This window comes from Paenibacillus sp. FSL W8-0187, from assembly GCF_037969755.1.
In the GTDB taxonomy this organism is placed as follows: Bacteria; Bacillota; Bacilli; order Paenibacillales; family Paenibacillaceae; genus Paenibacillus_AQ.
The window spans coordinates 352,007-374,009 of record NZ_CP150206.1; the positions used below are offsets into that span (position 1 = coordinate 352,007).

A 22,003-nucleotide genomic window follows, 5' to 3' on the forward strand; every position below is an offset into this window, starting at 1 on the left:
CAGTGTTGTAAAAGCAGTTCTTTTATTTGCGTTGTGGAATTGAAATTCAACTTATCTAATCAATGCTAAAGCCATTTTCTTTGAAATTCTAAATATACATAGTCGCGGAATGCCGGGAATGTCTCTTCCAGAAGCGCTACCGTCCACAGCCCGTACGGCGCCACTATATCCCGAAGAAAGACGGTCGCAAGCGCCCGCTCGGCATTCCGTCGATCCAAGACCGAGTTGTACAGACGGCGTTAAAACTGGTGATGGAACCGAATACTCTACCTGGATTATGCGGTGCATACTCCTGTGCTATAATTAGATATAGCGCAGTTTCATTCAGAGAAATCACATTTCTATACATAAATCTATTGGCAAGGGGTGCATTGACCAACCATGCACGATTATTTGCACCACAAGTTGATTATTATCGGCGCAGGCGCATCAGGACTCATGGCCGCCGTTACTGCGCGGGATTTGGGTATTGATACCGCCATTCTGGAGGGTAACGACCGGATTGGGAAAAAAATCTCAATGACAGGCGACGGTCGTTGCAATATTACGAACGATTCCACTACGACGGGTACGGACGACGAAGCGGTGGTCTTATCGCGCAAGTATCACAGCAGTCAGGCTAAATTTCCGTTGCCTGTGCTGCAGCAATTCGGCATCCGTCAGACCATTGATTTCTTTCACGTGCTCGGGCTGCCGCTTACAAAATTGAAAGAGGGCTTAATGTACCCGATGTCGCTACAGGCTGCATCTGTGGTGGATATTTTCGAGCTTGCTTTAGAGGAGCGGAACATTCCGGTATACCTTAACAACAAAGTGCTGGATGTCACCGTATCGGCAGATCATCCACGATTTAAAATTACATGCCGAACTGAAACAGAGGAGCAGGTTGTTTATACCAGCGAGTACCTGTTTCTTTGTACGGGCAGTCTTACCGGCCAGAATGCGGGGACGGACGGGTCTGGGTATACACTTGCCCAGCGAATGGGGCACTCCTTGGTAGAGCCTGTTCCGGCCATCGTGCAATTAAAGGTGAAGTATCCCTATCAGAAGGCGCTATCGGGCATCAAGCTCCAGGGACGAGCCCATCTCCTTGTAAATGGTAAAATCGTTCGCAGCGAAGTCGGCGAAATTCATTTCACCGACTACGGTTTCTCCGGCCCTCCGATCCTGCAGCTCGGGCGGAAGGCAGCCATACATCTCGCGAAAGGGGACTCCGTTACCCTATCCGTAGATTTGATGCCGAACCGCACGGAGGAAGAGGTTATCGAATTTCTGGAGACGAACTGGGGAACGTTCGCGCATCGGACGGTCGCGGAGTCCTTCGTCGGTTTTTTACACAAGAAACTGGTCTCCGTCCTGCTGAAGGAAGCGAAAATTGATCAAGAGCCGAACCTGCTTTGCCAAGATCTTTCGTTGAAAACCAAAAAGATCTTTTATAAGTTATTGAAGTGTTGGGAGTTTAAAGTAACCGAAACCCAAAGCTTTGAGTACGCACAAGCGACAGCCGGCGGCGTCGCTACGAAAGAGCTCGTCGCAGATACGCTGGAATCCAAGCTCGTGCCTGGGCTCTATTTGGCCGGCGAGGTGATGGATGTCGACGGGGACTTTGGGGGTTACAACCTGCAATGGGCCTGGAGCTCCGGTTATGCGGCCGCGATGGCGTTAGGGAAACGCATTTTTAGATGAAGCTATTAGAAAAAGGAATGAATTCAACACCTATGTATAAGTCGAAATCTACTATGCACCACAAGCTGTTCATTATCGGTGCAGGCGCTTCAGGTCTTATGGCCGCCGTTACTGCGCGAGACCGAGGGATCGATACTGCGATCATTGAAAGCAACGACCGGGTCGGAAAGAAGGTACTAACGACCGGTAATGGGCGTTGTAACATTACGAACAAATCCACGGCGACGGGTACGGACGAAGCGGTCAATTTATCCAGTAAATATCACAGTAATCAAGCGGAATTTCCGCTACCTGTGCTGCAGCAATTCGGCGTTCGGCAAACTGTCGATTTCTTTAACACACTCGGCCTTCCGCTGATCGCTATTGAGAATGGCCGAATGTATCCGATGTCGCTGCAGGCTGCATCGGTGTTAGAAGTTTTCCGGATTGCACTGGAGGATCGGAATGTTCCGATATACTTCAAAACCAAAGTATTGGACGTTACCGTGTCGAAGGAACATCCGCGATTCACGATTGTGTGCCAGACGGAAACAGAGGAAAAGGTCACATATACCAGCGATTATCTCTTCCTCTGTACGGGCGGCCTTACCGCTCCAAAGACAGGAACGGATGGCTCCGGTTACACACTTGCCCAACGACTGGGACATACCCTGATCGATCCTGTACCCGGGATTGTTCAATTGAAGCTGGATAGCCCATATCTGAATGAACTTTCCGGAGTTAAATTCGAGGGATGGGGGAATATCATTGTAAATGGTGAAGTCATCCGCAGTGAGTATGGAGAGGTTCTGTTTACGAAATATGGCGCTTCTGGCCCGCCGATTCTCCAGTTAAGCCGAAAGGCTGCATATCAACTCGCAAGAGGAGAAACGGTGACCTTATCGCTTGACTTGATGCCAGACCGAACAGAGGAAGAGGTCGTCGATTTTCTGGATACGCATTGGGGAATGTTCGGACACCGGACGGTGGCTGCTTCCCTAATCGGGATTTTAAACAAGAAGCTGATCCCCATCCTCTTGAAAGAGGCGGGAATCGATCAGGACCAGAACCTGCTGTGTCAGGATCTATCGTGGAAAACCAGAAAAGCCTTGTGTCGCCTCATGAAGCATTGGGATTTCATCGTGACCGATACCAATGGTTTCCCGAATGCCCAAACGACAGCCGGCGGCATCGATACGACAGAGTTAAGAGAAGGAACGCTAGAATCGAAGCTCGTGCCTGGGCTCTATTTGGCCGGCGAGGTGATGGATGTGGATGGGGATTGCGGTGGCTATAACCTGCAATGGGCCTGGAGCTCCGGCTATTCCGCCGCGGTGGCACTTGCTGATCAACTTAGAGGCATCATGGAAAAAGATTGATATTATTTTTCAGAATATGCTAGAAGTGGTTGAGCATTTAAATGCGCAATATATAGAAGGTTAAGGTAGAGGGCACCTAAATCTGAGCCGGCCCAGTCCCTAGTCTAAAGTCTAGGTTCAGATACCCCCTAAGACGGTTATGTCAGCCCAATAAAGCGGATATAATGGATTTATTACTCGGAGCGTGACTTAGCCATAAGGGGTGTTTGAATATGAAGGCAACAGAAGCGGCTGCAACGTCGCGGGCAGGCAAGGTGAATTGGGTGCTTTTTAATCCAAAAACCTATGCAACGATTCTCTATTTCTTACTATCTCTCCCGTTAGGGATTATTTATTTTACAGTAGCGATAACGGGACTTACACTATCCATCAGTTTGACTCCAATATTTATCGGAATACCGCTGTTTTTTGGAATAGCTAAGTTGTTGAATGGGATTGTGAATTTTGAACAAAGCATGATTAGACAAATTTTAGGATTACCTACTCCTTCTGTATCGTATACCTACAATCGACAATCTGAAGTTGGGGAGAACTGGTTGAAGCGAATGGTGAGAGACTTTGAGGGTGGGTTATTCATTCGAAATCTGCTGCTTGTATTATTAAGATTTGTAACAGGCATTGTATTCTTTGTTATTATGGTAACGGCGATTTCACTAGGACTCGGATTAATTGCTCTTCCAGTCGTCCATATCATTTTGATGAATGAAATGCAGCTTGATATTTTAGAGAATAGCGTGTTTAGTTATTTTCATATAGATTGGACTTATAATCAGCAATATTTGCTGTACGTAGGCATTGGCCTTATCCTTTTCTGGGTCGCGCTGCGCGTCGTGAATGGGCTCATGCAAATTCTTCGTAGAATCATGTATGTGGATGAGCCCTATCAGCAGCCGTCAGTGCCGCCAATGGAAGCACACATACATGCGCCCGTTCAGTCGCAATATTACGAGTACCCAGAGGATCACCCCACTCAAGGGATGATGCAGCCAGCCCAAAGAGAGCTTTAGAAGCTCTCTTTTTTAAACTCCACTACTTGAAGCGTGATTTATTTGGACAACTGAAGAGCTTAACGAAATTCGTCTGACAGGTTTAAAAGATACGATGAAAAACCCGACCGTTTGAGGCCGGGCTTTTGTCTATGCGATTGTATAACGATCCGTTCGAAATAATTGATTTTTACGCAATTTCCTTGTACGGTAGCAAAGGCACGGGCCACTAGAGCAGCATCCTTTTTAGGACTAGCGCTTGAGCCAATGATCTCTCGATGCAGCTGCTAATCTTTGTGTTTTGGAGCGGTAGAAATGGTGTGTGTTTTATTTATTAATTATTAAGCTGTTGATGAGATTTTCGAATGTAACAATTTTCATATATAATTGAACTGAAGTAATGTCATGCTGTCAACAGCGGTCGGAAGTCAAGTCTTTCGTATTGTGACTCTCCAGGTTCATCCGTAAATCTTTAGATAACTAAAATATAATTAAATGAGGGAAGCGAATGAATTTTTTGCGGGAGTTTTTTGCTAACAATATAGTAAGAAGAATTCTGTTCCTCTTACTTGTCGTTTTATTGCTGTATAGCTTAAGAGGTATGCTCAATTTGCTGTTATTGCTGTTTCTTGTTACCTTCGTCATGGGACGCCTAGAGCACTTTATTACGAAGAAAATATCTAAGCTGTTTCCTATATCGTCTATTGTCGTTAATACGATATTGTATGGGGCTTTAATATTTGGGCTTGTATACGGAATTGCCAATTATGTTCCGAAGCTCATTAATCAAATTTCTGATTTATATTTTTCCATTATCAAATTCGTGAATACACCTCAGTCGGATGAAATTGCTGAGCTTGTCTCCTCCGCGCTGGGTAAGCTGGAATTAGAGCAATACGGAAGCCAGGCATTAAATTATATTCTGAAGATAGGCAAATGGGCCGAGGTTATCATTTTTGTTATTGTATTGAGCTACTTCTACTTAATCCAGAAGAAAACAGTCAATGACTTTACAGATAAGTTGAGCAAAAGCAAAATAAGCTGGGCTTACAATGAGTTTAAATATTTTGGCAAAAAATTCACCTCTTCCTTCGGTAAAGTGATAGAGGTTCAACTGATGATCGCCTTGTTCAACACGATTCTAACGACTATCGGGTTGTCGATTTTGGGCTACCCTTACTTGTTCGCTCTAACGATTATGGTATTTTTACTAAGCCTTATCCCGGTAGTCGGTGTTGTTATTTCCTTCATTCCAATCAGTATTATCGGTTACCAGATTGGTGGTATCTCAACCGTCATTTGGGCGATTGTCATGATTTTGCTCATCCATGCAGTTGAGACATACTTCTTAAATCCGAAGCTGTATGCTCACAAAACGAAGCTGCCGATGTTCTACACCTTTATTGTTCTTATTTTCTCCCAGCACTTCATGGGGATCTGGGGGCTTATTATCGGGATTCCGATCTTTATGTTCCTGCTCGATATTTTTGAAGTCGATCAAAGCAACGCGGTATCATCAAAAAAAGAAGCTGTACAGCTTTCAGGAGAAAACGTAAGTCCTAGGAGTCATCATTTCTCGCACAACGAAGATAAAGAAGAATCCTGACCTCGGAGTCCTCCATGCGGATATTAGCTGGATGGGATAAATATAAGATAAGAAAAATGACTACAGAAAATTCTGTAGTCATTTTCTATGAAAGTCAGAAGATTAAGGAATGACTTTCCACACGTCGGCTCCACCTGGAGTCTCACCTAAAGTCCACCATTTCGCTTCATAGTTCACACCGTTATGGGTTACTTTGCTGCCACCAACATAAACCGTGGATGCATCCCAGGCAGGGTATGTGACAGGTGCGCTAGGTGTCGTTACATTGACAATATTGCTAGCAGCGGATACATTGCCAGCGGCATCAAGAGCTTTTACCGTAAAGGAGTAAGCCGTATTTGGCGACAGACCTGTAACCGTGTATTCAAGCGCTGAACCCGAAACCGTAGCGACTAATGTCGAGCCTTGGAACACTTGATAGCCAGTTACACCCACATTGTCCGTTGAAGCATTCCACATTAAAGGCACTGTAGTAGATGTAGTTGTACCCATCACATGTAAGCTTGTAGGTGCTGAAGGAGCCTCTGTATCAGGACCTACTACAGCTAGTGTGGTAAAGGATGCAGGATTGCTGGCGGGTGATATGTTCCCAGCAGCATCTACTGCTTTAACGGTGATGTTATAGGTTGTATTCGGTGTTAAGCCTGTTAGATTGTAATTCAATGCACTTGTGGAACCAATTTGGGTTGAGCCGTTAAAAATACGGTAATTCGTAACGCCAACATTATCAGTAGCAGCATTCCAAGAAATTGTTGCACTCGTGGTTGCGACATTGGAAGCTGTTACTCCTGTCGGAGCAGTTGGCGCTGTTGTATCTGGATTTCCACCACCGGTGAAGTTCACATCGATAACGTTATAGAATGCATTTCCTGTGTCCGCAATTTCCCAAACAGCGAGGATGACTTGATACCCCGTTCTGCTCGGTACGTTACAAGTGTCGGAATAAGTATTGGATGGCATCCCTTTATACGGTACATTACAGAAAGGAGTTAAGTCGAAGGATGCACGAGTTAATGGTGCATTCGGGTCCCAGTCCTGCTTGGTAATGTAGTATTTCCAGCTAGCTGTAGCATGCGGCACTTTTAACTTCCAGTCAAAAGTCGTTTGTCCAGGTGAAATGTTTACTTTTGTCCAACGAGTTGCGGATTGCTGATCAAGTGGAGCGAACAAGCCGTTAGCACTTGCAATTTTACCATCGGCTGGACCTGCTGCCGGGAATCCTTTTGCTGCTTCTAAGCTATACGGTTCATAAATAATAAGTCCACAATTCGTATTGACTCCTCTTGCACATAAATCCGCACGGCTGGAAGGATTACTTACATATCCGTGAGCGGATGCTTTGGACTCGAATAAGAATAGTGCCATAACAGCGAGCGTCATTAATAGACCGCCAGCCAAGACCTTCTTAATGAGTCCGGAATTGGGAAAACGTAGGGTTAACATCAATAAAAAAACCTCCTCTTTTAGATAAACTATGCACGAAGAACCAAACGATCATTCGTACCTTGATGGCATAACGACGTGTTTTCTCACCTCCTTCCAGGTCAATATGTATGCTCAATAAGTGAACATAAATAACTAATGGTTGGTGTAATAGATGATTGTGTTGGTGAATAAGAGGGGATTTCTGACGTAGGTGGTAAAATATAAGCGGATCACATTTTAGGATAATTATGGAATTAAAAGTAATTTAAAAACATTTTATAACAGGCTTTTGTACACTGCAATAGTTAATGAGAACCAGAAGAGTGTGAAACATCCACATCTTCTCCCAGATTAACTGAAGAAGGCATTCAGGCTGACGTTACGGGGTGTCGGGGTTTCGCTTTCGATGCAGGGATTCGACTCCCCTCGGCTCCATACATAAAACCCGCCCATAGAGCGGGTTTTCGCATTTCTTATAGTTAAAATCTAGTCCGAAACTGTGTGAAGAGTGAAAGCATGCTATGACTATGCACCCTTTTTTTATTCGGTCATATTCACCTCCGGAAACGCCAACCGGAATCGGGTAAATTTGAAAATGTCTGCGAAGGGAAACTAGACCATATGCTTATGAAAACAAAGGTTCCGCTATAAATAAAGAACCCGATAGTACATCGGGTTGGATAAATTCGTGAATTGTAAAAAAAGTCCTCGCGTTAATCGGTTAAATGAACGGACTCATTGAAAATTTGGTCAACTCGCATTATTACATCCAGCCACCCATACCTTTATAACGGTGCGCAAGTGCTTTATGGTAATATTCTTGCTCGGCATATTTATAAAAGAACGGCGGATTGCCCGCGCAAGCCATCTTCATTCGCTCAAAATGTTCAGCTTTCACAAAATGATAACCAGCCATTTGTTCAGGATCGTAAGACCTATTTTGTAAATAAACCGTTTCGGACAAAATAACACACTCCTTTTTAGATTTGGTGTTCGATCTAGGCAATAATAATATATGTCGATAGCCCGAAAATCTCCTGTGATATTAGCCTAATCTAGGTGGAAATACTCGAGGAGATTGAAGAATTTACGCCCCTATCATCCGAACTTTATGAGGGGAAAGGATATCCCATCTACGGCTTTCTTATTTTGCACAACACTTCTCTGGAACACCACATAGGTATTTGTCATATGTTATATAGATGTGTTTTTCAAATTATGACAAAGGAGTATGCAACTCATGAATAGATTTATGTACTATGGCTATCCGCGACCATATGCCCCATTCCCAGCTCCGCAATATTATCGGAATGAAGATGTACTGCGCAAGGAAACTCCGGTATTACCAAAAAATGTTATGTATACGACAACTGTGGAACCCAAATTCACTGAGCATTTGATCCAGCACATAGGGCTAATGATTGCCATCACGACAACTGTCGGCAAATTGGTAGGTACTCTGGATGATGTTTTCATTGATCACGTAGCTCTTGTAGTCCATGGAAAAAAGCATCACATTCGATTATGTGAAATCGTTTATTTTGAAAAAGCAGAAGAGAAATAAACAATGGACGAGAGCCGATCTAAGAGGCTTTGGACAAAATCTTCATCAAGGAAGGGCTAGGAATTGTTCATGGTTAAGATCAATACGAAAAAAGGCACCGTTTCGGTGCTCTTTTTGTTTTCTTGAAAGTCTTACAAATATCCAAATTAACCCCGCGATGTCTTAATCGTTTGTTGTTGGCGATCTATTCGGGACAGATAAGGAACCGAAGTCATGTACATTGCCCGGCGTAATATGGACATCCGTAATCATATTGTATATTTTTATCTGGTTTCCCATCTTTTTAGAAAGCGACTCGTCACTTTTCGAAGAAACGGATCACCTCTCTTTGTTCAATGAATTTTCATTTCATTTGTGTTTTTAATCACAAGCTGTGGAGCATGAGGATGCTAGTTTAGAGAAGTAAACAAGATAAAATTTAATCTTTATATATTGAAACAAAACCGAGGTGAAGAACATGAGTGAATTCATTAATAACCGTGAAAATGGAGTTTCTGCTCATCGAACCGTCCGTATAAATATGCTCAAGGATATCATTAAAGAGCTGCACTATGGAAAAAGCGTGGAGGAAGTAAAGGCCAAGTTTAATCAAACTGTAGGGGAAATTTCCGTTGATGAGATTTCGGAGCTGGAGCAAGTGCTGATGCAGGAGGAAGGAATACCCGTAACCGAGGTACAGCGACTGTGCAGTGTGCATGCTGCCGTATTCAAAGGTTCCATCCAAGACATTCACAGAGCTCATCAACCGGAAGAGCAGCCTGGACATCCAGTGCATACCTTTAAAATGGAGAACCGAGAAATTGATCGACTGGCAAATTTCAGAATCGCCCTGCATCTGGATCAATTTCTTAAGGATCAAGGAGAGGCAAACCGCCTCAAATTGCTAGAGGATTTCAGTCTCCTCTATGATGTAGATAAACACTACAGCCGCAAAGAAAATGTGCTGTTTCCTTTTCTCGAGAAATATGGGATCTATGGACCGACCAAGGTGATGTGGGCAGTAGATGACGGTATCCGATTGGGAATAAAAGAAGTGAAATCCAAACTCACTCACTTTGATGGCAATGCCGAGACCGTAGTGGATCTGGCAAAACGCGTCTTAACCGAAGTAACAGAAATGATCTATAAAGAGGAACATATCTTATTACCAATGGCTCTGGAAAAGTTGACGGAAGACGAATGGCTTCAAATTGCTGCCCAAAGCGAAGAAGTCGGTTATTGCTTAATTGCGCCCGATCAAGAATGGATTCCCGAAAGAGCAGCTGAACCTGGCGCAGATCAGGGATTGGGGTCTTCTCCGCTGCAAGAGGGATATATCCGAATGAGTACAGGCATTTTATCGGTCAGACAGATGGAATCCATCTTAAACCATTTACCAGTCGACCTAACCTTTATCGATGAAAATGATATCGTTCGATATTTTTCACAGGGAAAAGAACGAATCTTCGTTCGTACCAAAGCGGTAATCGGCAGAAGTGTTCAGAACTGCCATCCTCCGCAAAGCGTTCATGTCGTCAATCAGCTGCTTGCTGATTTCAAGGCAGGTGTCAAAGATGCAGAAGATTTCTGGATCCCGATTAAAGATAAATTTGTTTACATTCGCTATTTTGCCGTAAGGGATGAAGAAGGAAACTATTTAGGTACGCTTGAATTCACTCAAAACATTAAGCCGATTCAGGAACTCACAGGTCAAAAACGGATACTCTCTTCGTAAGTTGTTACGCGAACCCCAAAACCGCATCCAGAAAAAGTAAAGGGCAAAACTGGGCCGATTTCCCGGCACCGTCATAGCAGATGCCGGATATGCGTCCTTTCCATAAAAGAGGGCTGTCCTTCAAGTAGAATATCTACTTGAAGGACAGCCTTTGTTGTTAAATCGTAACGGATTTCCTGCTAATGATGAACTGTACGGTTAGTCATGATTTAGGTCATTTGGCATAAGGTACTTTACTTTTAACTGGACGCTTTGGGTTTGAATTCGTAATCGGCTCTGTCCACCCACTATGTGAAAAGGGAATTGGTTCCAAGGACCTAACGATTTTTTTACTATTCTGATACTTGTTCCTTTTGTGAAGATTGATAACCTTTACTAGAATAATTACATTAATCTGTATATTGTTGAGGTGAGTGCCATGGGCAAAATATTAGTTCCTCCGGAAAGACTTATGGAGATATCCCAACAATTTGCACAGGCCAGGGAGATCGGGGTGCAAATTTGCAGCCACCTTACCCAGCAGATTCATATCCTTGAAAGTGGATGGGAAGGTACCACAAGGCAGCAATTCTATCAAAATTTCCAGCTTGCCCGTCAGCAAATGGATAATTTTACTGCAGCGGTAGGTTCGGTTAGCACGGAATTACATACGATTGTCAACCGCTTTAAAGAGGCCGATTCCACTCAAGCTTCGTTACAGGCAAGGACGGCCGCCGATCCGATTGATCAAACCCAGAACGTGTTAGACAGCTCGCTTGAAGCAAGAGATAATCTGGAAAAGTGGGGAACTCTCCTTTACAGCTCTGTGGGCGCTTCTTTAGTCTTAAGTAAGACGGTACAATTCAGAGTAGATCCCAGAAATCCGTCCCGAGCCAAAATTCATAATGCGCCATGGGTTAAAGGCAAAGGTAACAATACGTTCTTGAAGAACCTGGCAAGAGGCATAAATCGCCAGATTGTGAACCCAGGCCTCATGATGAAAGGAATCAAAGGCTTTGATAGAGTGGCAAGCAAATTCGGTCTCAATTTTGGGTTAGGCTTTAGTCAAGCTAAGAACTTTCCTCAATGGACTAGACAGGTCATAGCCGGCGTAGAAAAAGGTAGATATGGGATCGCTACCAAGAAAATTCCAGGCATGATCGCCAAAAAGATATTCCCGATTAACGCAACCTTTAATGTGATCGGCGAGGCTTCCGGCCTTGTCAGTAAGTATCGTGAAGGCAAGCTTAACGGGGAAGAAGTAGCTGTAGCCGCATCCAACGTTGTTGTAAAAACAGCAGCGACCTATGGCGGGGCTGTAGCAGGCGGAGCCGTCGGTGCGATGATTGGTGGCCCGGTTGGTGCGGCCATCGGTTCCTATGTAGGTGGTACGGTTGGAGCTTTTGTCGGTGATGGCGCAGCTAAAGTTGTCGAAAAGGGAGTTCGCTGGATTAGCGGACTGTTCAAATAATTTCAGGAAGGCGCTAAATTATGAACGCAATATCTTATCGGAAATCCGTGGCATGGGGCAAATCACTTGGCAGTTTACTGTTTGTGCTGGCCTGCCTGTTTCTGCTGTACGCGGCTTTTTTTATGGATACTTCCTTTATTCGCAAGTTTTTTTGTATCACATCAGCCATAATAGGGATTCCGTTTTTTGGAGGATATTTGGTTGTCAGCTTGCCAAAGGCGTTGAAATCAGACACGCAGCTGCTCACCTACGATCAAAATTCCATTTCAGATGGTACGCGGACCGTAGCCTGGACGGAGATTACAAGCATCAGCTACAGCGGCCCTTCCATTCGGAAGTGGCTGCTTCCGAAATTTCCTGTGCTGATTTTTCATTTGAAAAACAGAGAGACCTGGACGGTGAATACGTATTATTTGTTGACCGATACCGAAATCCAGTCTGTCATGAAGCGCCTGCGGGGGCTGATCAGCCGTAACGGAAAGGAAACGAAATAGATCTGTACTGGAGGATTTGCTTACATGAGCGAGCATACCTATATATTTTCATTAGAAGAGCTGGGATACACCTTGGCCGTTCATCAAGGGGAGGAAATGGCTGCAGGACTTATGAAGGCATACTATGGAGACCTGTCTGAAGACAGATGGGAGCTTCTATTTCAGGCAGCTACACATAGCTTGATGTCCAAAGGCTTTATAGAATCGATTGATGAAGGGAACGGAGTGGTTCGTTTTACTTCCGAAATTACGCAAATGATTCAGCACTTGCTGCAGAGCAATTATATGCTGAGAGGGATTACCGATCGGAATTCTAGCAAAGTACTGACCATCCACGAGCTGCAGCAGCGGTATTTGTACCACCTGTCTGACAATAACACGCTTCATTTTCTATCCTGGACAGAGCCGCAGGATTGGGAAGAGGAGCTTGTACGTTTCTATGGAGTGAAGCCTTCGAAAGCTGAAGGGATGACTTTATCCGAATCCAAGGTTGTGATCACTGAAGAATTGTGGAACCGGCTGACAGCTGGTGAATCCCCTGCCTGCCCTCTCTATGACGAGCTTTCATCCGACCAACAGCGGCTGATTGCAGAATGGCAGCAGGATTTTCAAACCAATGCCCGTACCATGGACAATCTAAGCACGATAAGAATTGGAAGCGGAAACCAGACGGCAATCGAGGATATTTTGTTTGTGCTTCCTGCCAAAGAAGGGGTCTGGATTGTATGTAATCAGGAAGCGGACAGGAATGAGGAACCACAGATTTGCATTGAGCTGCAATCCTTCTCTGCATGCAGAAAGACGCTAGGCTCTTTTGCTGGAGCTTTGACTTAGGGAATACGGTAAGTGTAGTACTGCTCATCTGAAAGGTCTTCTATGCGATCCATAATCTTAGCACCCTTCGGCCATATCGAATCAGACTAAGAGAGCACCCTTCCGGTGCTCTCTTTTGTTTTTCAAACAGTCAGTCTTACCCTAGCTTATTCCAAATCAACCCATCGATGTCTTATCTTGGACTTTGCGTGGTAATAGAATTCAATTTATAATAATAGGCTAATCTTAAACTACGTCAGGAGGAAATAATGGACTTTATCAAAAACCAACTAGACGGATACGGCATGAGCGAACCAACCATTGGATATCTCTCAAATATGATCATGGTTGTTTTTATAGCCGTTGTCTCTATATTAGCCAATTTTTTAACCAAAAAAATCGTATTGAAGATCATAATTCATATTGTCAATAACAATCGTTATACATGGGATAATATCATTGTCGAGAAAAAAGTATTCCACAAGCTGTCACATCTCGTGCCGGCGATCATTATTTATTTTTCGGCGTCCATCTTTCCGCCCTATCAGATTCTGATTGAAAAGGCGGCAATGACGTACATGATTATCGTAACCATCACGGTGCTCAATGCGCTGCTTAATGCCTTTGATGACATCTATCGTTCGTTTGAGGTCTCCAAGATCAGGCCGATCAAGGGATACATTCAGGTGGTGAAGATCGTTCTCTTCATCATCGGCGGCATTGTGGTGATCTCAAACCTCATCGGTCAGAATCCGTTGATCATTCTCAGTGGGCTTGGTGCTTTATCGGCCGTGCTGATGCTAATCTTTAAGGATTCCATATTAGGCCTGGTGGCAGGCGTTCAATTATCGTCGAATGACATGGTGCGTGTCGGCGACTGGATTGAAATGCCGAAATACGATGCGAACGGCGACGTGATCGACATTACGTTAAACACGGTAAAGGTGATGAATTTCGATAAGACAATCACCATGATTCCGAGCTACGCTCTCATCTCCGACTCGTTCAAGAATTGGAGAGGCATGCAAGTATCCGGCGGCCGAAGAATTAAGCGAAGCGTCTATATCGATACGACCAGCATAAGTTTTTGTACGAAAGAAATGATTGAGGAATTCCAGAAGATTCACTACCTTACCGATTATGTCACGACAAAAATAAATGAAATTCATACGTATAACATCGAACACCAGATTAATACGGATAGCAAAGTGAATGGCCGACAACTTACGAATATCGGTGTATTCCGAGAATATATCCATCAATATCTGAGGCATCATCCGAAAATTCATCAGGATATGACGCTGATTGTCAGACAGTTAGCACCGGGAGATAACGGACTGCCGTTGGAAATCTACGCTTTCAGTAATGATACCGCCTGGGGAGTGTATGAATCGATTCAAGCGGATATTTTTGACCATATTTTTGCCGTTGCGCCGACATTTGGGCTGCGTGCTTTCCAAAACCCAACCGGCCATGATATCGTTCAACTCAAAGAAAGCCCGGAATATTCGCGAGGATATTGAGATCTGATCGTAGGCGTCGAAACGAGTTGAAAAGTAAGGCCTGAATAAAATAAGTCTGTAACGGCGATATGAGGGGCATGAGTTCGGTACTTTACCGGATTCATGCCTTTTAGCTTCGCCTTAATTCCCTTGTCATGGAAGTAATCTAAGACCCGGTTCAATATCTCATCTTGAATATGCGTTCCGTTGGAGGCGATTACGCCGATTCCCGTAGGGTGCATTTATTCGATATTGGCCATGGAGAGAAGTGAAATGGGGGTTGACGATTTCACGCGGGAGGAGAATGGCTAACCGGTGTAGAAGCAATGGTAGAACATGGCCATATCTCAATCGAGCGTCATTGGTCGGCGGGTGATAGACATTGCTCGAACTCGACATGTCCGCTAAGATTATCCGCGCTAGGCAGGAAGTACAAGCCAATGAAGGCCGAATCGCTTTGCAGCGCGGCCCACGTCATATATCACTCAGATTGAGTCTTGGTCATGTATGAACTAAGCGCAGCACAGGAGAGGAGTGTCTACCATTGAACATTAACAATCCGATCATACCCGGCTGGTATGCAGATCCCGAAGCCAGAACGTATGAGGGGAAGCACTGGATTTATGCGACGCGGTCCTTCACGGAATATACGATGCAGATGAATCTGGACGCATTCAGTTCCGACGATCTGGTCCATTGGGAGAAACACGAAGGCATTATCGAAATGGTGGATTTTCCATGGATATGGAGGGCGGTTTGGGCACCGACCCATATCGAGCGCCAAGGGAAATATTATCTCGTGTTTGCATCGAACGATATTCAATCGAACGAGGAAACCGGCGGCTTGGAAATCGCCGTTGCGGACCGTCCGGAAGGGCCGTACAGAGGCTACTTGGGGAAGCCGCTCGTGGATAAGTTCATTCATCAGGCACAGCCGATCGATGCGCATCTATTCAAGGACGAAGACGGAACGATCTATCTGTATTATGGCGGATGGGGGCACTGCAACGTTGCACGGATGAACGAAGAGATGACGGGATTCGTTCCATTGGCAGACGACGGCAATGAAATTTTCCGTTCCATTACGCCGGAGGGATACGTGGAAGGTCCTTGTATGATTAAGAAGGACGGACTTTATTATCTCATGTGGTCCATGGGCGGATGGACGAATGGAACCTATCGCGTTGCCTATGGCGTAAGCGACAGCCCGCTCGGTCCATTCAAGAATGAAGGCACGATTCTAGAGCGACAGGAGCCGATTGCCGAAGGACCCGGTCATCATGGCTACTTGCATTTGCAGGAGAGAGATGAATGGCTTATCGTATACCACCGCCGAATCATTGGAGACACCGAGCCGGGCCATCGCCAGCTATGTATGGATCGGATGCGGATCGGCAACGGCAAGATTGAGCCGGTCATCATGACTTAATTAAGGGAATCCATGGTGAAAAAGCGGCGCGCAATCGGTCGTTTTTTTGCGTCTTCGTAAGGGTTAGGTGTTGGGAAATACCGGAAATAATCCGTATGATATAATCTAGTTATATCTTTTGACCATGGCAGGAGGATAGAACCCGAAATGGCTATATTGAAGAATGACTGGGCGTCATATTTAGAGCAAGAGTTTACGAAACCATACTATTTACAGCTGCGGGAATTTCTCATTGAGGAATATCGGACGAAGACTATTTATCCTGATAAATACGATATTTTTAACGCGCTGCACTATACGTCGCTGGCCGACACCAGAGTTGTCATTTTGGGCCAGGATCCTTATCATGGACCGGGACAGGCCCACGGCTTAAGCTTCTCTGTCAAAGAGGGCGTCAGCACGCCTCCTTCCTTGCAAAATATGTTCAAGGAGCTTCAGGATGATCTGGGCTGCTTCATTCCCAACAACGGCCATCTGCTAACATGGGCGCAGCAAGGGGTACTCCTTCTAAATACGGTGCTCACTGTAAGGGCCCATGAAGCGAATTCTCATAAAAACAGGGGATGGGAAAGCTTTACGGATAAGGTCATTGAGACGATCAATCGGAAAAATGAGCCTGTCGTGTTATGGGGAAGCCACGCCCAGAAGAAGGCGGAGCTCATTACGAATCGGCAGCATACACTGATTCGTTCGCCGCATCCGAGTCCGTTGTCTGCGCACCGAGGTTTTTTTGGCAGCAGGCCGTTTTCACGTGCTAACGAATGTTTACGCAATATGGGGCTTCAAGAAATTGATTGGCAAATTCCTAACTTGTAAGAGGAAGGAGAGGGGCCATCCATAGTGAAACCTCTTCATCCCGCAAGCAATTGTATCTGGACAATGAAAAACCACATCCGCATGAGGATGTGGTCTTTTTCCGCTGGAATGTCTGCTTGTGATAGGCTCGGGATGCTCCATTCGCTATGTTATTAGTATAAATTCGTACAAATAAGCTGTTGGTCCAATACTATTTTCTCCTTCAATCATAAGATACATAGAATACGATTAAAGGAGGACTTATAATGGCTGAACAAGTTAGAGTGAGCCCACAATTCAAAAGGCTCTGTACCCAATTTGCAAGAATTCTGGGAGGCCAATCGGAAATCGAGGAAGGTCCGGTTTGTTTTGTCACGCGGATGACGAACCTAAGGGAATCCATCTTGGGAAGAAGAACGCGCTCCCCTTTGGTTCAGATGCAAATGTTTTCCTTCGAATCTCTTGATAAATCGGGCCGCGCGCTTTGTTTGGGTGAGACTGCCGTTCACCAAAATCAGGTGAATCGATTGATGTCGAATCTCCGCAAACGTGGGATAAAAGTAACAGCGGTTCATAATCACTGGCTAAAAGAACAACCTCGCTTAATGTATATGCATTGGGAATCTATTGACAATCCTGTTGCGTTTGCAAGAAAAACAAAAGAATCCATTGCATTCTTGGGTTAATGCCGTTGAGTGATTTTGCTCGTATTTCTATCATTTAATGAGAGGATGATTTCGTATGGCGGAAGTGAAGGCAAGTCCTCGCTTTAGAAGATTATGTAACCAATTCTCGGCTATTCTAGGCGGAACGGAGCATGAAATAACAAAAGGACCGGTTTGTTTTGTCTCCAGAAATCGGAGAATAAGAGCATCTATTTTAGGAAGAAAGACGACTTCCCCTTTGATCCGTTATCAATTATTCTCCTTTGAAAACCTGGACAGTTCCGGTCGCGCACTTTGTTTAGGGGAAACCGCTCTCTTACAAAGTCAAGTAAATCAATTGCTGACCAATCTTCGCAAAAATGGGATTAAAGTGACAGCGGTCCACAATCACTGGCTGTTTGAGAACCCGCGTTTAATGTATATTCACTGGGAGTCGATTGATGATCCCATTGCATTTGCAAGGAAAGTAAAACGCTCCATTGCATTCTTGGGTTAATGTAAGGGCAAAATGAAGGCCCTTGAAATAGACAATTCAGCCGTTAATTATGTGAGGTCAAGGTGAATATTATTCAATTTGTACCCGTAGAAAAGCGACCGTGATAGGTCGCTTTTCTACGTTTTCACATTTGAAAGGAAGGTATACAACGCGTGTTAATGGAGTTCAGACGGTGCTAACGATCCTAATGATAGTTCTTGGATTCATTTTCTTTGTATTTGTCATCGCTGTCATGCAGCGCTTGTTTCCGGCGATCGTTGCGGGCCTGCTGCTGTTGCTGGGCCTCCTGACTGTTCACGGGTGTCTCTGCCAGCTGTTCCACCGTGTTGATTAGGTTCTTGTCCGGTTGATTTGTGCTCAATTGAAAGGTCCTCCTTGTTTACTTATATAGGTTAATGAGGTTTATTATGTGCTGGCCGTTGTACGGATATACGTGTCGTGGATCTCCAGAGGACGTTTGATGGCAACGGTTGGTGAATGTATGGAACAAGATTATGTTATTGAGCACATAGAGCAGCGATTTCATTGCACGGTATTATGATATCCCTTCAATTTATTGTATTTGAGAGGATTGTAATGGTTTATGGATGAAAGAAAAAGCCCCGAAAATTTCAGGGCTTATATGCTATAATTTGGAATGTACAACACACCTTGAGTGGGCGCAACCTCCGAAAGGAGGTGATGCGATGAACATTTCGTTTGGTGAAGTGCTTACCTTCGGGTTATTCCTGTTGGCATTGCTAACTTACATCGATAAACGAAAGTAACCCACTCTTAGGTTGTCGCCGAAGTGGGTTACTTTCTGATCACACCTGATCTTGGAGGGAACTCCACTCAAGATGTTGTACTGAGGACGGTTGGCACACCGTCCTTATTTCTATTCTTATCTTATCATACCCGTTTTTAGTCCTCAACGATTGTGTTTAGCAAATTATTATCCGGATGATCCCTCAACCGAAACTGCACTCTTTTCAGCAACTTCAAGACTTTTTCACATATTCCTATACAGAATTTGTTACTATGATAGTACATAGATGCCTCATACCTAATGTTGGAATTCGTCAGGCATTTACTAATCTTTCTTCATTATCAATTGGATACAGGAGAAAACAAACGGGAGGGAATATATTGAGTACACAGAGAATGGGAGCTCCTTTGGAAGGCTTTGCTGAGTTTAGCCGAAAGGTCGCTGCCGAAGGTGCCGTATTGTTAAAGAATGAAGGACAGGTGCTTCCCCTTCAATCGAACGAAAACGTTGCTGTTTTTGGCAGAACGCAAATTAATTATTACCGCAGTGGTACGGGTTCGGGCGGGAGCGTTCATGTTTCCCATACAACGAATCTGCTCGGCGGCCTTCGGGATAAGAAGAACATCACCGTCAACGAACAATTGGCAGCTGCCTATGAACAGTGGATTGAACAAAACCCTTTCGATAATGGCGGCGGCGGTTGGGCGGCTGAACCGTGGCATCAGAAAGAAATGCCTCTGACCGATGAGCTGGTATCCGCAGCAAGACAGGCATCCGATAAGGCTATTGTTGTCATCGGGCGAACAGCCGGTGAAGACCAGGATAATGCCAATGAGCCGGGCAGTTACCAGTTAACGTCTGAAGAAAAAGCGATGCTGCAGCAGGTGACAACGCACTTCGAGCACACGATAGTTGTCCTGAATGTGTCCAACATTATCGATATGAGCTGGATGCGCGATGATAGTTATGTGCACCCGATTTCCTCTGTGATTTATGCTTGGCACGGTGGAATGGAAGGCGGTAACGCGATTGCGGACGTACTAGTTGGCGAGGTGACGCCAAGCGGCAAATTAACCGACACGATTGCTTATGCGATCGAGGATTATCCATCGACCCGCAATTACGGCAACGAGCTCAAGAATGTTTATCAAGAAGATATTTACGTCGGCTACCGTTTTTTCGAAACGTTTCGACCCGCTGCCGTCCAGTATGAATTCGGCTTCGGTTTGTCGTATACGTCGTTTAAAATCGAGCCACAAGAAGCCAGGTTGGTGGTTAGAGAGGGAGCGCAGTACGTTGAAATCGGAGTAAACGTAAAAAATATCGGGACCACCTATACAGGTAAAGAGGTTGTGCAAGTTTATTACGAAGCGCCGCAAGGCGTCCTGGGCAAGCCTGCCAAAGTGTTGACGGCATTCGGAAAGACGCAGGAGCTTGGGCCGGGGGATTCGCAGACGCTCACCATCAGCTTCCCGGTCCACGCCATGGCTTCCTATGATGACGCCGGTGTGACGGGACAGGCTTCCGCTTATGTCTTGGAGGCCGGAACCTATCGTTTGTATGTGGGAACCAGCGTGAAAAATGTGAAGCCTATCGGTTTGGATGGCCAAGATGGTTACGTTGTAGAAACGCTGCAAGTTGTGGAGCAGCTGCAGGAAGCCATGGCGCCGATGGAAGGCTTCACCCGAATGAAGCCGGGCAGTCGCAAGGAAGACGGCTCATACGAACTGACATATACAGAGGTGCCGCAGCGCAAGATTAACATGGAGGAGCGCATTCACCAAAACCTACCTCTTACCTTGGAGCAAACGGGCAATCGAGGTTATACCTTAAGGGACGTTTATGGGGGAAAAGTCAGTTTGGAAGCCTTTATCGCTCAACTAAGCGATCAAGATCTGGCGGTGATCGTCAGAGGAGAAGGCATGAGCAGTCCGCTGGTTACAGCGGGAACGGCTTCGGCTTTTGGCGGGGTGAGCGACAGCTTGCTCGATTACGGAATTCCGGTGGCTTGTACGGCGGATGGGCCGTCCGGGATTCGGATGGACAGCGGACAGCAAGCAACGCAGGTGGCTATTGGAACCCTGCTTGCGGCAACCTGGAACACTGAGTTGGTCGAAGAGCTCTATGTTATGGAAGGCCGAGAGTTGCTTAGCTATAACATTGATACTTTACTTGGACCGGGTCTGAACATTCGGCGCAGCCCGCTGAATGGACGTAATTTTGAATATTTTTCGGAAGATCCGCTGATCTCGGGAGTATTTGCTGCTGCATGCACACGCGGGATTATGAAGGGCGGCTCCAATGCCACCCTGAAGCATTTTGCCTGCAACAACCAGGAGAAGCATCGCAGTAAAGTCGACGCTGTTGTGTCCGAACGCGCCCTTCGTGAAATTTATCTGAAAGGCTTTGAAATCGCGGTGAAGCAGGGCGGGGCAAACTCCATCATGACCTCGTATAACCCGATCAATGGACACTGGGCGGCTTCCAATTATGATTTGAATACCACTATTCTACGGGGAGAGTGGGGATTCCAGGGCATCGTGATGACCGACTGGTGGGCCATTATGAACGATGTAGTGAACGGAGGCCCAGCCGATCGCAAAAACACGAACTGGATGGTCCGCGCCCAAAATGATCTCTACATGGTGGTTATGAATTACGGTGCGGAAATCAATGCATGGGAAGACAATACCTTGGCATCCTTGGAAAATGGTACGCTGACTCGTGGAGAGTTACAGCGTAGCGCCATGAACATTTGTCGGTTCCTGATGCATGCGCCGATATTTTCAAGAAAACAGGTGATCGAGGAAGCCGTAGGTACTTTTAAATCCGCTCCTTCTCTCGCGCCGGAACAAGCACAAACTTTATCGAAGAGCACGCAAGTAAAGCCGGTAGCAGCGGGGTCGACTTATGTGAAGGTCGAAGAATCCGGCGAGTACCGGATCATTGTGCGCATTATGTCTCCGGAATCCGAACTGGCCCAAAGCGCGTGCAACGTAACGCTGAACGACCAACCGGTAACCACGATTCAAACGAATGGTACCGACGGCAGATGGATTAGACAGAAGCTTGTCAAAGTAGATCTGGAAGCGGGGTATTATGAGATGAAGCTGGACTTCGTCAAGCCCGGCTTGCAGATCGACTGGATTGAATTTAAACAGGTGTAAATTTAGAAACAAAGGGGTATCCAACAGATCTAGGATCTTTTGGATACCCCTTTTTCCTACTGATGTCCAATATGTGTGACGAATGTCATCGAAGAAATATTCGAA

At 45.4% G+C, this 22,003-nt stretch carries 18 protein-coding genes; 15 read left to right on the plus strand and 3 right to left on the minus strand.

Translation table 11 applies throughout. The features are described 5' to 3' along the window. Positions 1 to 381 precede the first annotated feature (381 nt). From MKY48_RS01600 to MKY48_RS01615, 4 genes are all read left to right on the plus strand, one after another. On the plus strand, positions 382 to 1,686 hold the full coding sequence (locus tag MKY48_RS01600; protein WP_339292112.1) for an NAD(P)/FAD-dependent oxidoreductase: 1,305 nt from the start codon (positions 382 to 384) through the stop codon (positions 1,684 to 1,686). Between the two features lie 32 nt (positions 1,687 to 1,718). After that, positions 1,719 to 3,044 carry an NAD(P)/FAD-dependent oxidoreductase gene (locus MKY48_RS01605; RefSeq protein WP_098741567.1) on the plus strand — a complete coding sequence of 442 codons (1,326 nt, stop codon included), beginning with the start codon at positions 1,719 to 1,721 and terminating at the stop codon, positions 3,042 to 3,044. Positions 3,045 to 3,256: 212 nt separating this feature from the next. After that, on the plus strand, positions 3,257 to 4,051 hold the full coding sequence (locus tag MKY48_RS01610; RefSeq protein WP_339292113.1) for a sensor domain-containing protein: 795 nt from the start codon (positions 3,257 to 3,259) through the stop codon (positions 4,049 to 4,051). Positions 4,052 to 4,631: 580 nt separating this feature from the next. Continuing rightward, the gene (locus tag MKY48_RS01615; RefSeq protein ID WP_339293460.1) at positions 4,632 to 5,636 is read left to right on the plus strand and encodes an AI-2E family transporter; all 1,005 of its coding nucleotides are present in this window, start codon (positions 4,632 to 4,634) and stop codon (positions 5,634 to 5,636) included. A gap of 102 nt (positions 5,637 to 5,738) precedes the next feature. Here MKY48_RS01615 and MKY48_RS01620 read toward each other — a convergent pair whose 3' ends face one another. After that, complete coding sequence (locus MKY48_RS01620; protein WP_339292114.1) at positions 5,739 to 7,079, minus strand: lytic polysaccharide monooxygenase; 1,341 nt, start codon at positions 7,077 to 7,079, stop codon at positions 5,739 to 5,741. Between the two features lie 745 nt (positions 7,080 to 7,824). Beyond that, complete coding sequence (locus MKY48_RS01625; RefSeq protein ID WP_215164152.1) at positions 7,825 to 8,025, minus strand: hypothetical protein; 201 nt, start codon at positions 8,023 to 8,025, stop codon at positions 7,825 to 7,827. A 276-nt stretch (positions 8,026 to 8,301) separates the two neighbouring features. On the opposite strand from MKY48_RS01625, the gene MKY48_RS01630 reads away from it, so the two are divergent. From MKY48_RS01630 to MKY48_RS01675, 10 genes are all read left to right on the plus strand, one after another. After that, positions 8,302 to 8,625 carry a DUF2642 domain-containing protein gene (locus MKY48_RS01630; protein ID WP_339292115.1) on the plus strand — a complete coding sequence of 108 codons (324 nt, stop codon included), beginning with the start codon at positions 8,302 to 8,304 and terminating at the stop codon, positions 8,623 to 8,625. A gap of 457 nt (positions 8,626 to 9,082) precedes the next feature. Then, a complete protein-coding gene (locus MKY48_RS01635) occupies positions 9,083 to 10,339 on the plus strand; it encodes a DUF438 domain-containing protein (RefSeq protein ID WP_339292116.1) in 1,257 nt (418 codons plus the stop codon). A 418-nt stretch (positions 10,340 to 10,757) separates the two neighbouring features. Next, a complete protein-coding gene (locus MKY48_RS01640) occupies positions 10,758 to 11,789 on the plus strand; it encodes a WXG100 family type VII secretion target (RefSeq protein ID WP_339292117.1) in 1,032 nt (343 codons plus the stop codon). Between the two features lie 20 nt (positions 11,790 to 11,809). Then, complete coding sequence (locus MKY48_RS01645; RefSeq protein ID WP_339269532.1) at positions 11,810 to 12,283, plus strand: DUF5381 family protein; 474 nt, start codon at positions 11,810 to 11,812, stop codon at positions 12,281 to 12,283. 24 nt (positions 12,284 to 12,307) lie between these two features. Beyond that, positions 12,308 to 13,117 (plus strand): hypothetical protein, encoded by an 810-nt coding sequence (locus tag MKY48_RS01650; protein WP_339292118.1) that lies wholly within the window; start codon positions 12,308 to 12,310, stop codon positions 13,115 to 13,117. A 248-nt stretch (positions 13,118 to 13,365) separates the two neighbouring features. Beyond that, positions 13,366 to 14,619: a mechanosensitive ion channel domain-containing protein gene (locus tag MKY48_RS01655; RefSeq protein WP_339269536.1), complete on the plus strand. Its 1,254-nt coding sequence runs from the start codon at positions 13,366 to 13,368 to the stop codon at positions 14,617 to 14,619. Between the two features lie 523 nt (positions 14,620 to 15,142). After that, complete coding sequence (locus MKY48_RS01660) at positions 15,143 to 16,027, plus strand: glycoside hydrolase family 43 protein (protein ID WP_339292119.1); 885 nt, start codon at positions 15,143 to 15,145, stop codon at positions 16,025 to 16,027. A gap of 147 nt (positions 16,028 to 16,174) precedes the next feature. Further along, positions 16,175 to 16,843: a uracil-DNA glycosylase gene (locus MKY48_RS01665; RefSeq protein WP_339292120.1), complete on the plus strand. Its 669-nt coding sequence runs from the start codon at positions 16,175 to 16,177 to the stop codon at positions 16,841 to 16,843. Positions 16,844 to 17,088: 245 nt separating this feature from the next. Then, on the plus strand, positions 17,089 to 17,508 hold the full coding sequence (locus MKY48_RS01670) for a DUF1259 domain-containing protein (protein WP_215162800.1): 420 nt from the start codon (positions 17,089 to 17,091) through the stop codon (positions 17,506 to 17,508). Positions 17,509 to 17,563: 55 nt separating this feature from the next. Beyond that, positions 17,564 to 17,983 (plus strand): DUF1259 domain-containing protein, encoded by a 420-nt coding sequence (locus MKY48_RS01675; RefSeq protein WP_339292121.1) that lies wholly within the window; start codon positions 17,564 to 17,566, stop codon positions 17,981 to 17,983. Between the two features lie 184 nt (positions 17,984 to 18,167). Here MKY48_RS01675 and MKY48_RS01680 read toward each other — a convergent pair whose 3' ends face one another. Beyond that, complete coding sequence (locus tag MKY48_RS01680; protein WP_213646217.1) at positions 18,168 to 18,344, minus strand: hypothetical protein; 177 nt, start codon at positions 18,342 to 18,344, stop codon at positions 18,168 to 18,170. Between the two features lie 767 nt (positions 18,345 to 19,111). Between MKY48_RS01680 and MKY48_RS01685 the strand changes: the two genes are divergently transcribed. Next, positions 19,112 to 21,898 (plus strand): glycoside hydrolase family 3 C-terminal domain-containing protein, encoded by a 2,787-nt coding sequence (locus MKY48_RS01685; protein WP_339292122.1) that lies wholly within the window; start codon positions 19,112 to 19,114, stop codon positions 21,896 to 21,898. Positions 21,899 to 22,003 lie beyond the last annotated feature (105 nt).

What these genes read in the sequence shown, in the direction of transcription:
- MKY48_RS01605 (WP_098741567.1), top strand. Translation starts at nt 1,719, where the DNA reads ATGTATAAGTCGAAATCTACTATGCACCACAAGCTGTTCATTATCGGT.
- MKY48_RS01645 (WP_339269532.1), top strand. Translation starts at nt 11,810, where the DNA reads ATGAACGCAATATCTTATCGGAAATCCGTGGCATGGGGCAAATCACTT.
- MKY48_RS01650 (WP_339292118.1), top strand. Translation starts at nt 12,308, where the DNA reads ATGAGCGAGCATACCTATATATTTTCATTAGAAGAGCTGGGATACACC.
- MKY48_RS01635 (WP_339292116.1), top strand. Translation starts at nt 9,083, where the DNA reads ATGAGTGAATTCATTAATAACCGTGAAAATGGAGTTTCTGCTCATCGA.
- MKY48_RS01615 (WP_339293460.1), top strand. Translation starts at nt 4,632, where the DNA reads ATGCTCAATTTGCTGTTATTGCTGTTTCTTGTTACCTTCGTCATGGGA.
- MKY48_RS01610 (WP_339292113.1), top strand. Translation starts at nt 3,257, where the DNA reads ATGAAGGCAACAGAAGCGGCTGCAACGTCGCGGGCAGGCAAGGTGAAT.
- MKY48_RS01655 (WP_339269536.1), top strand. Translation starts at nt 13,366, where the DNA reads ATGGACTTTATCAAAAACCAACTAGACGGATACGGCATGAGCGAACCA.
- MKY48_RS01640 (WP_339292117.1), top strand. Translation starts at nt 10,758, where the DNA reads ATGGGCAAAATATTAGTTCCTCCGGAAAGACTTATGGAGATATCCCAA.
- MKY48_RS01630 (WP_339292115.1), top strand. Translation starts at nt 8,302, where the DNA reads ATGAATAGATTTATGTACTATGGCTATCCGCGACCATATGCCCCATTC.
- MKY48_RS01665 (WP_339292120.1), top strand. Translation starts at nt 16,175, where the DNA reads ATGGCTATATTGAAGAATGACTGGGCGTCATATTTAGAGCAAGAGTTT.
- MKY48_RS01620 (WP_339292114.1), bottom strand. Translation starts at nt 7,079, where the DNA reads ATGTTAACCCTACGTTTTCCCAATTCCGGACTCATTAAGAAGGTCTTG.
- MKY48_RS01600 (WP_339292112.1), top strand. Translation starts at nt 382, where the DNA reads ATGCACGATTATTTGCACCACAAGTTGATTATTATCGGCGCAGGCGCA.
- MKY48_RS01670 (WP_215162800.1), top strand. Translation starts at nt 17,089, where the DNA reads ATGGCTGAACAAGTTAGAGTGAGCCCACAATTCAAAAGGCTCTGTACC.
- MKY48_RS01675 (WP_339292121.1), top strand. Translation starts at nt 17,564, where the DNA reads ATGGCGGAAGTGAAGGCAAGTCCTCGCTTTAGAAGATTATGTAACCAA.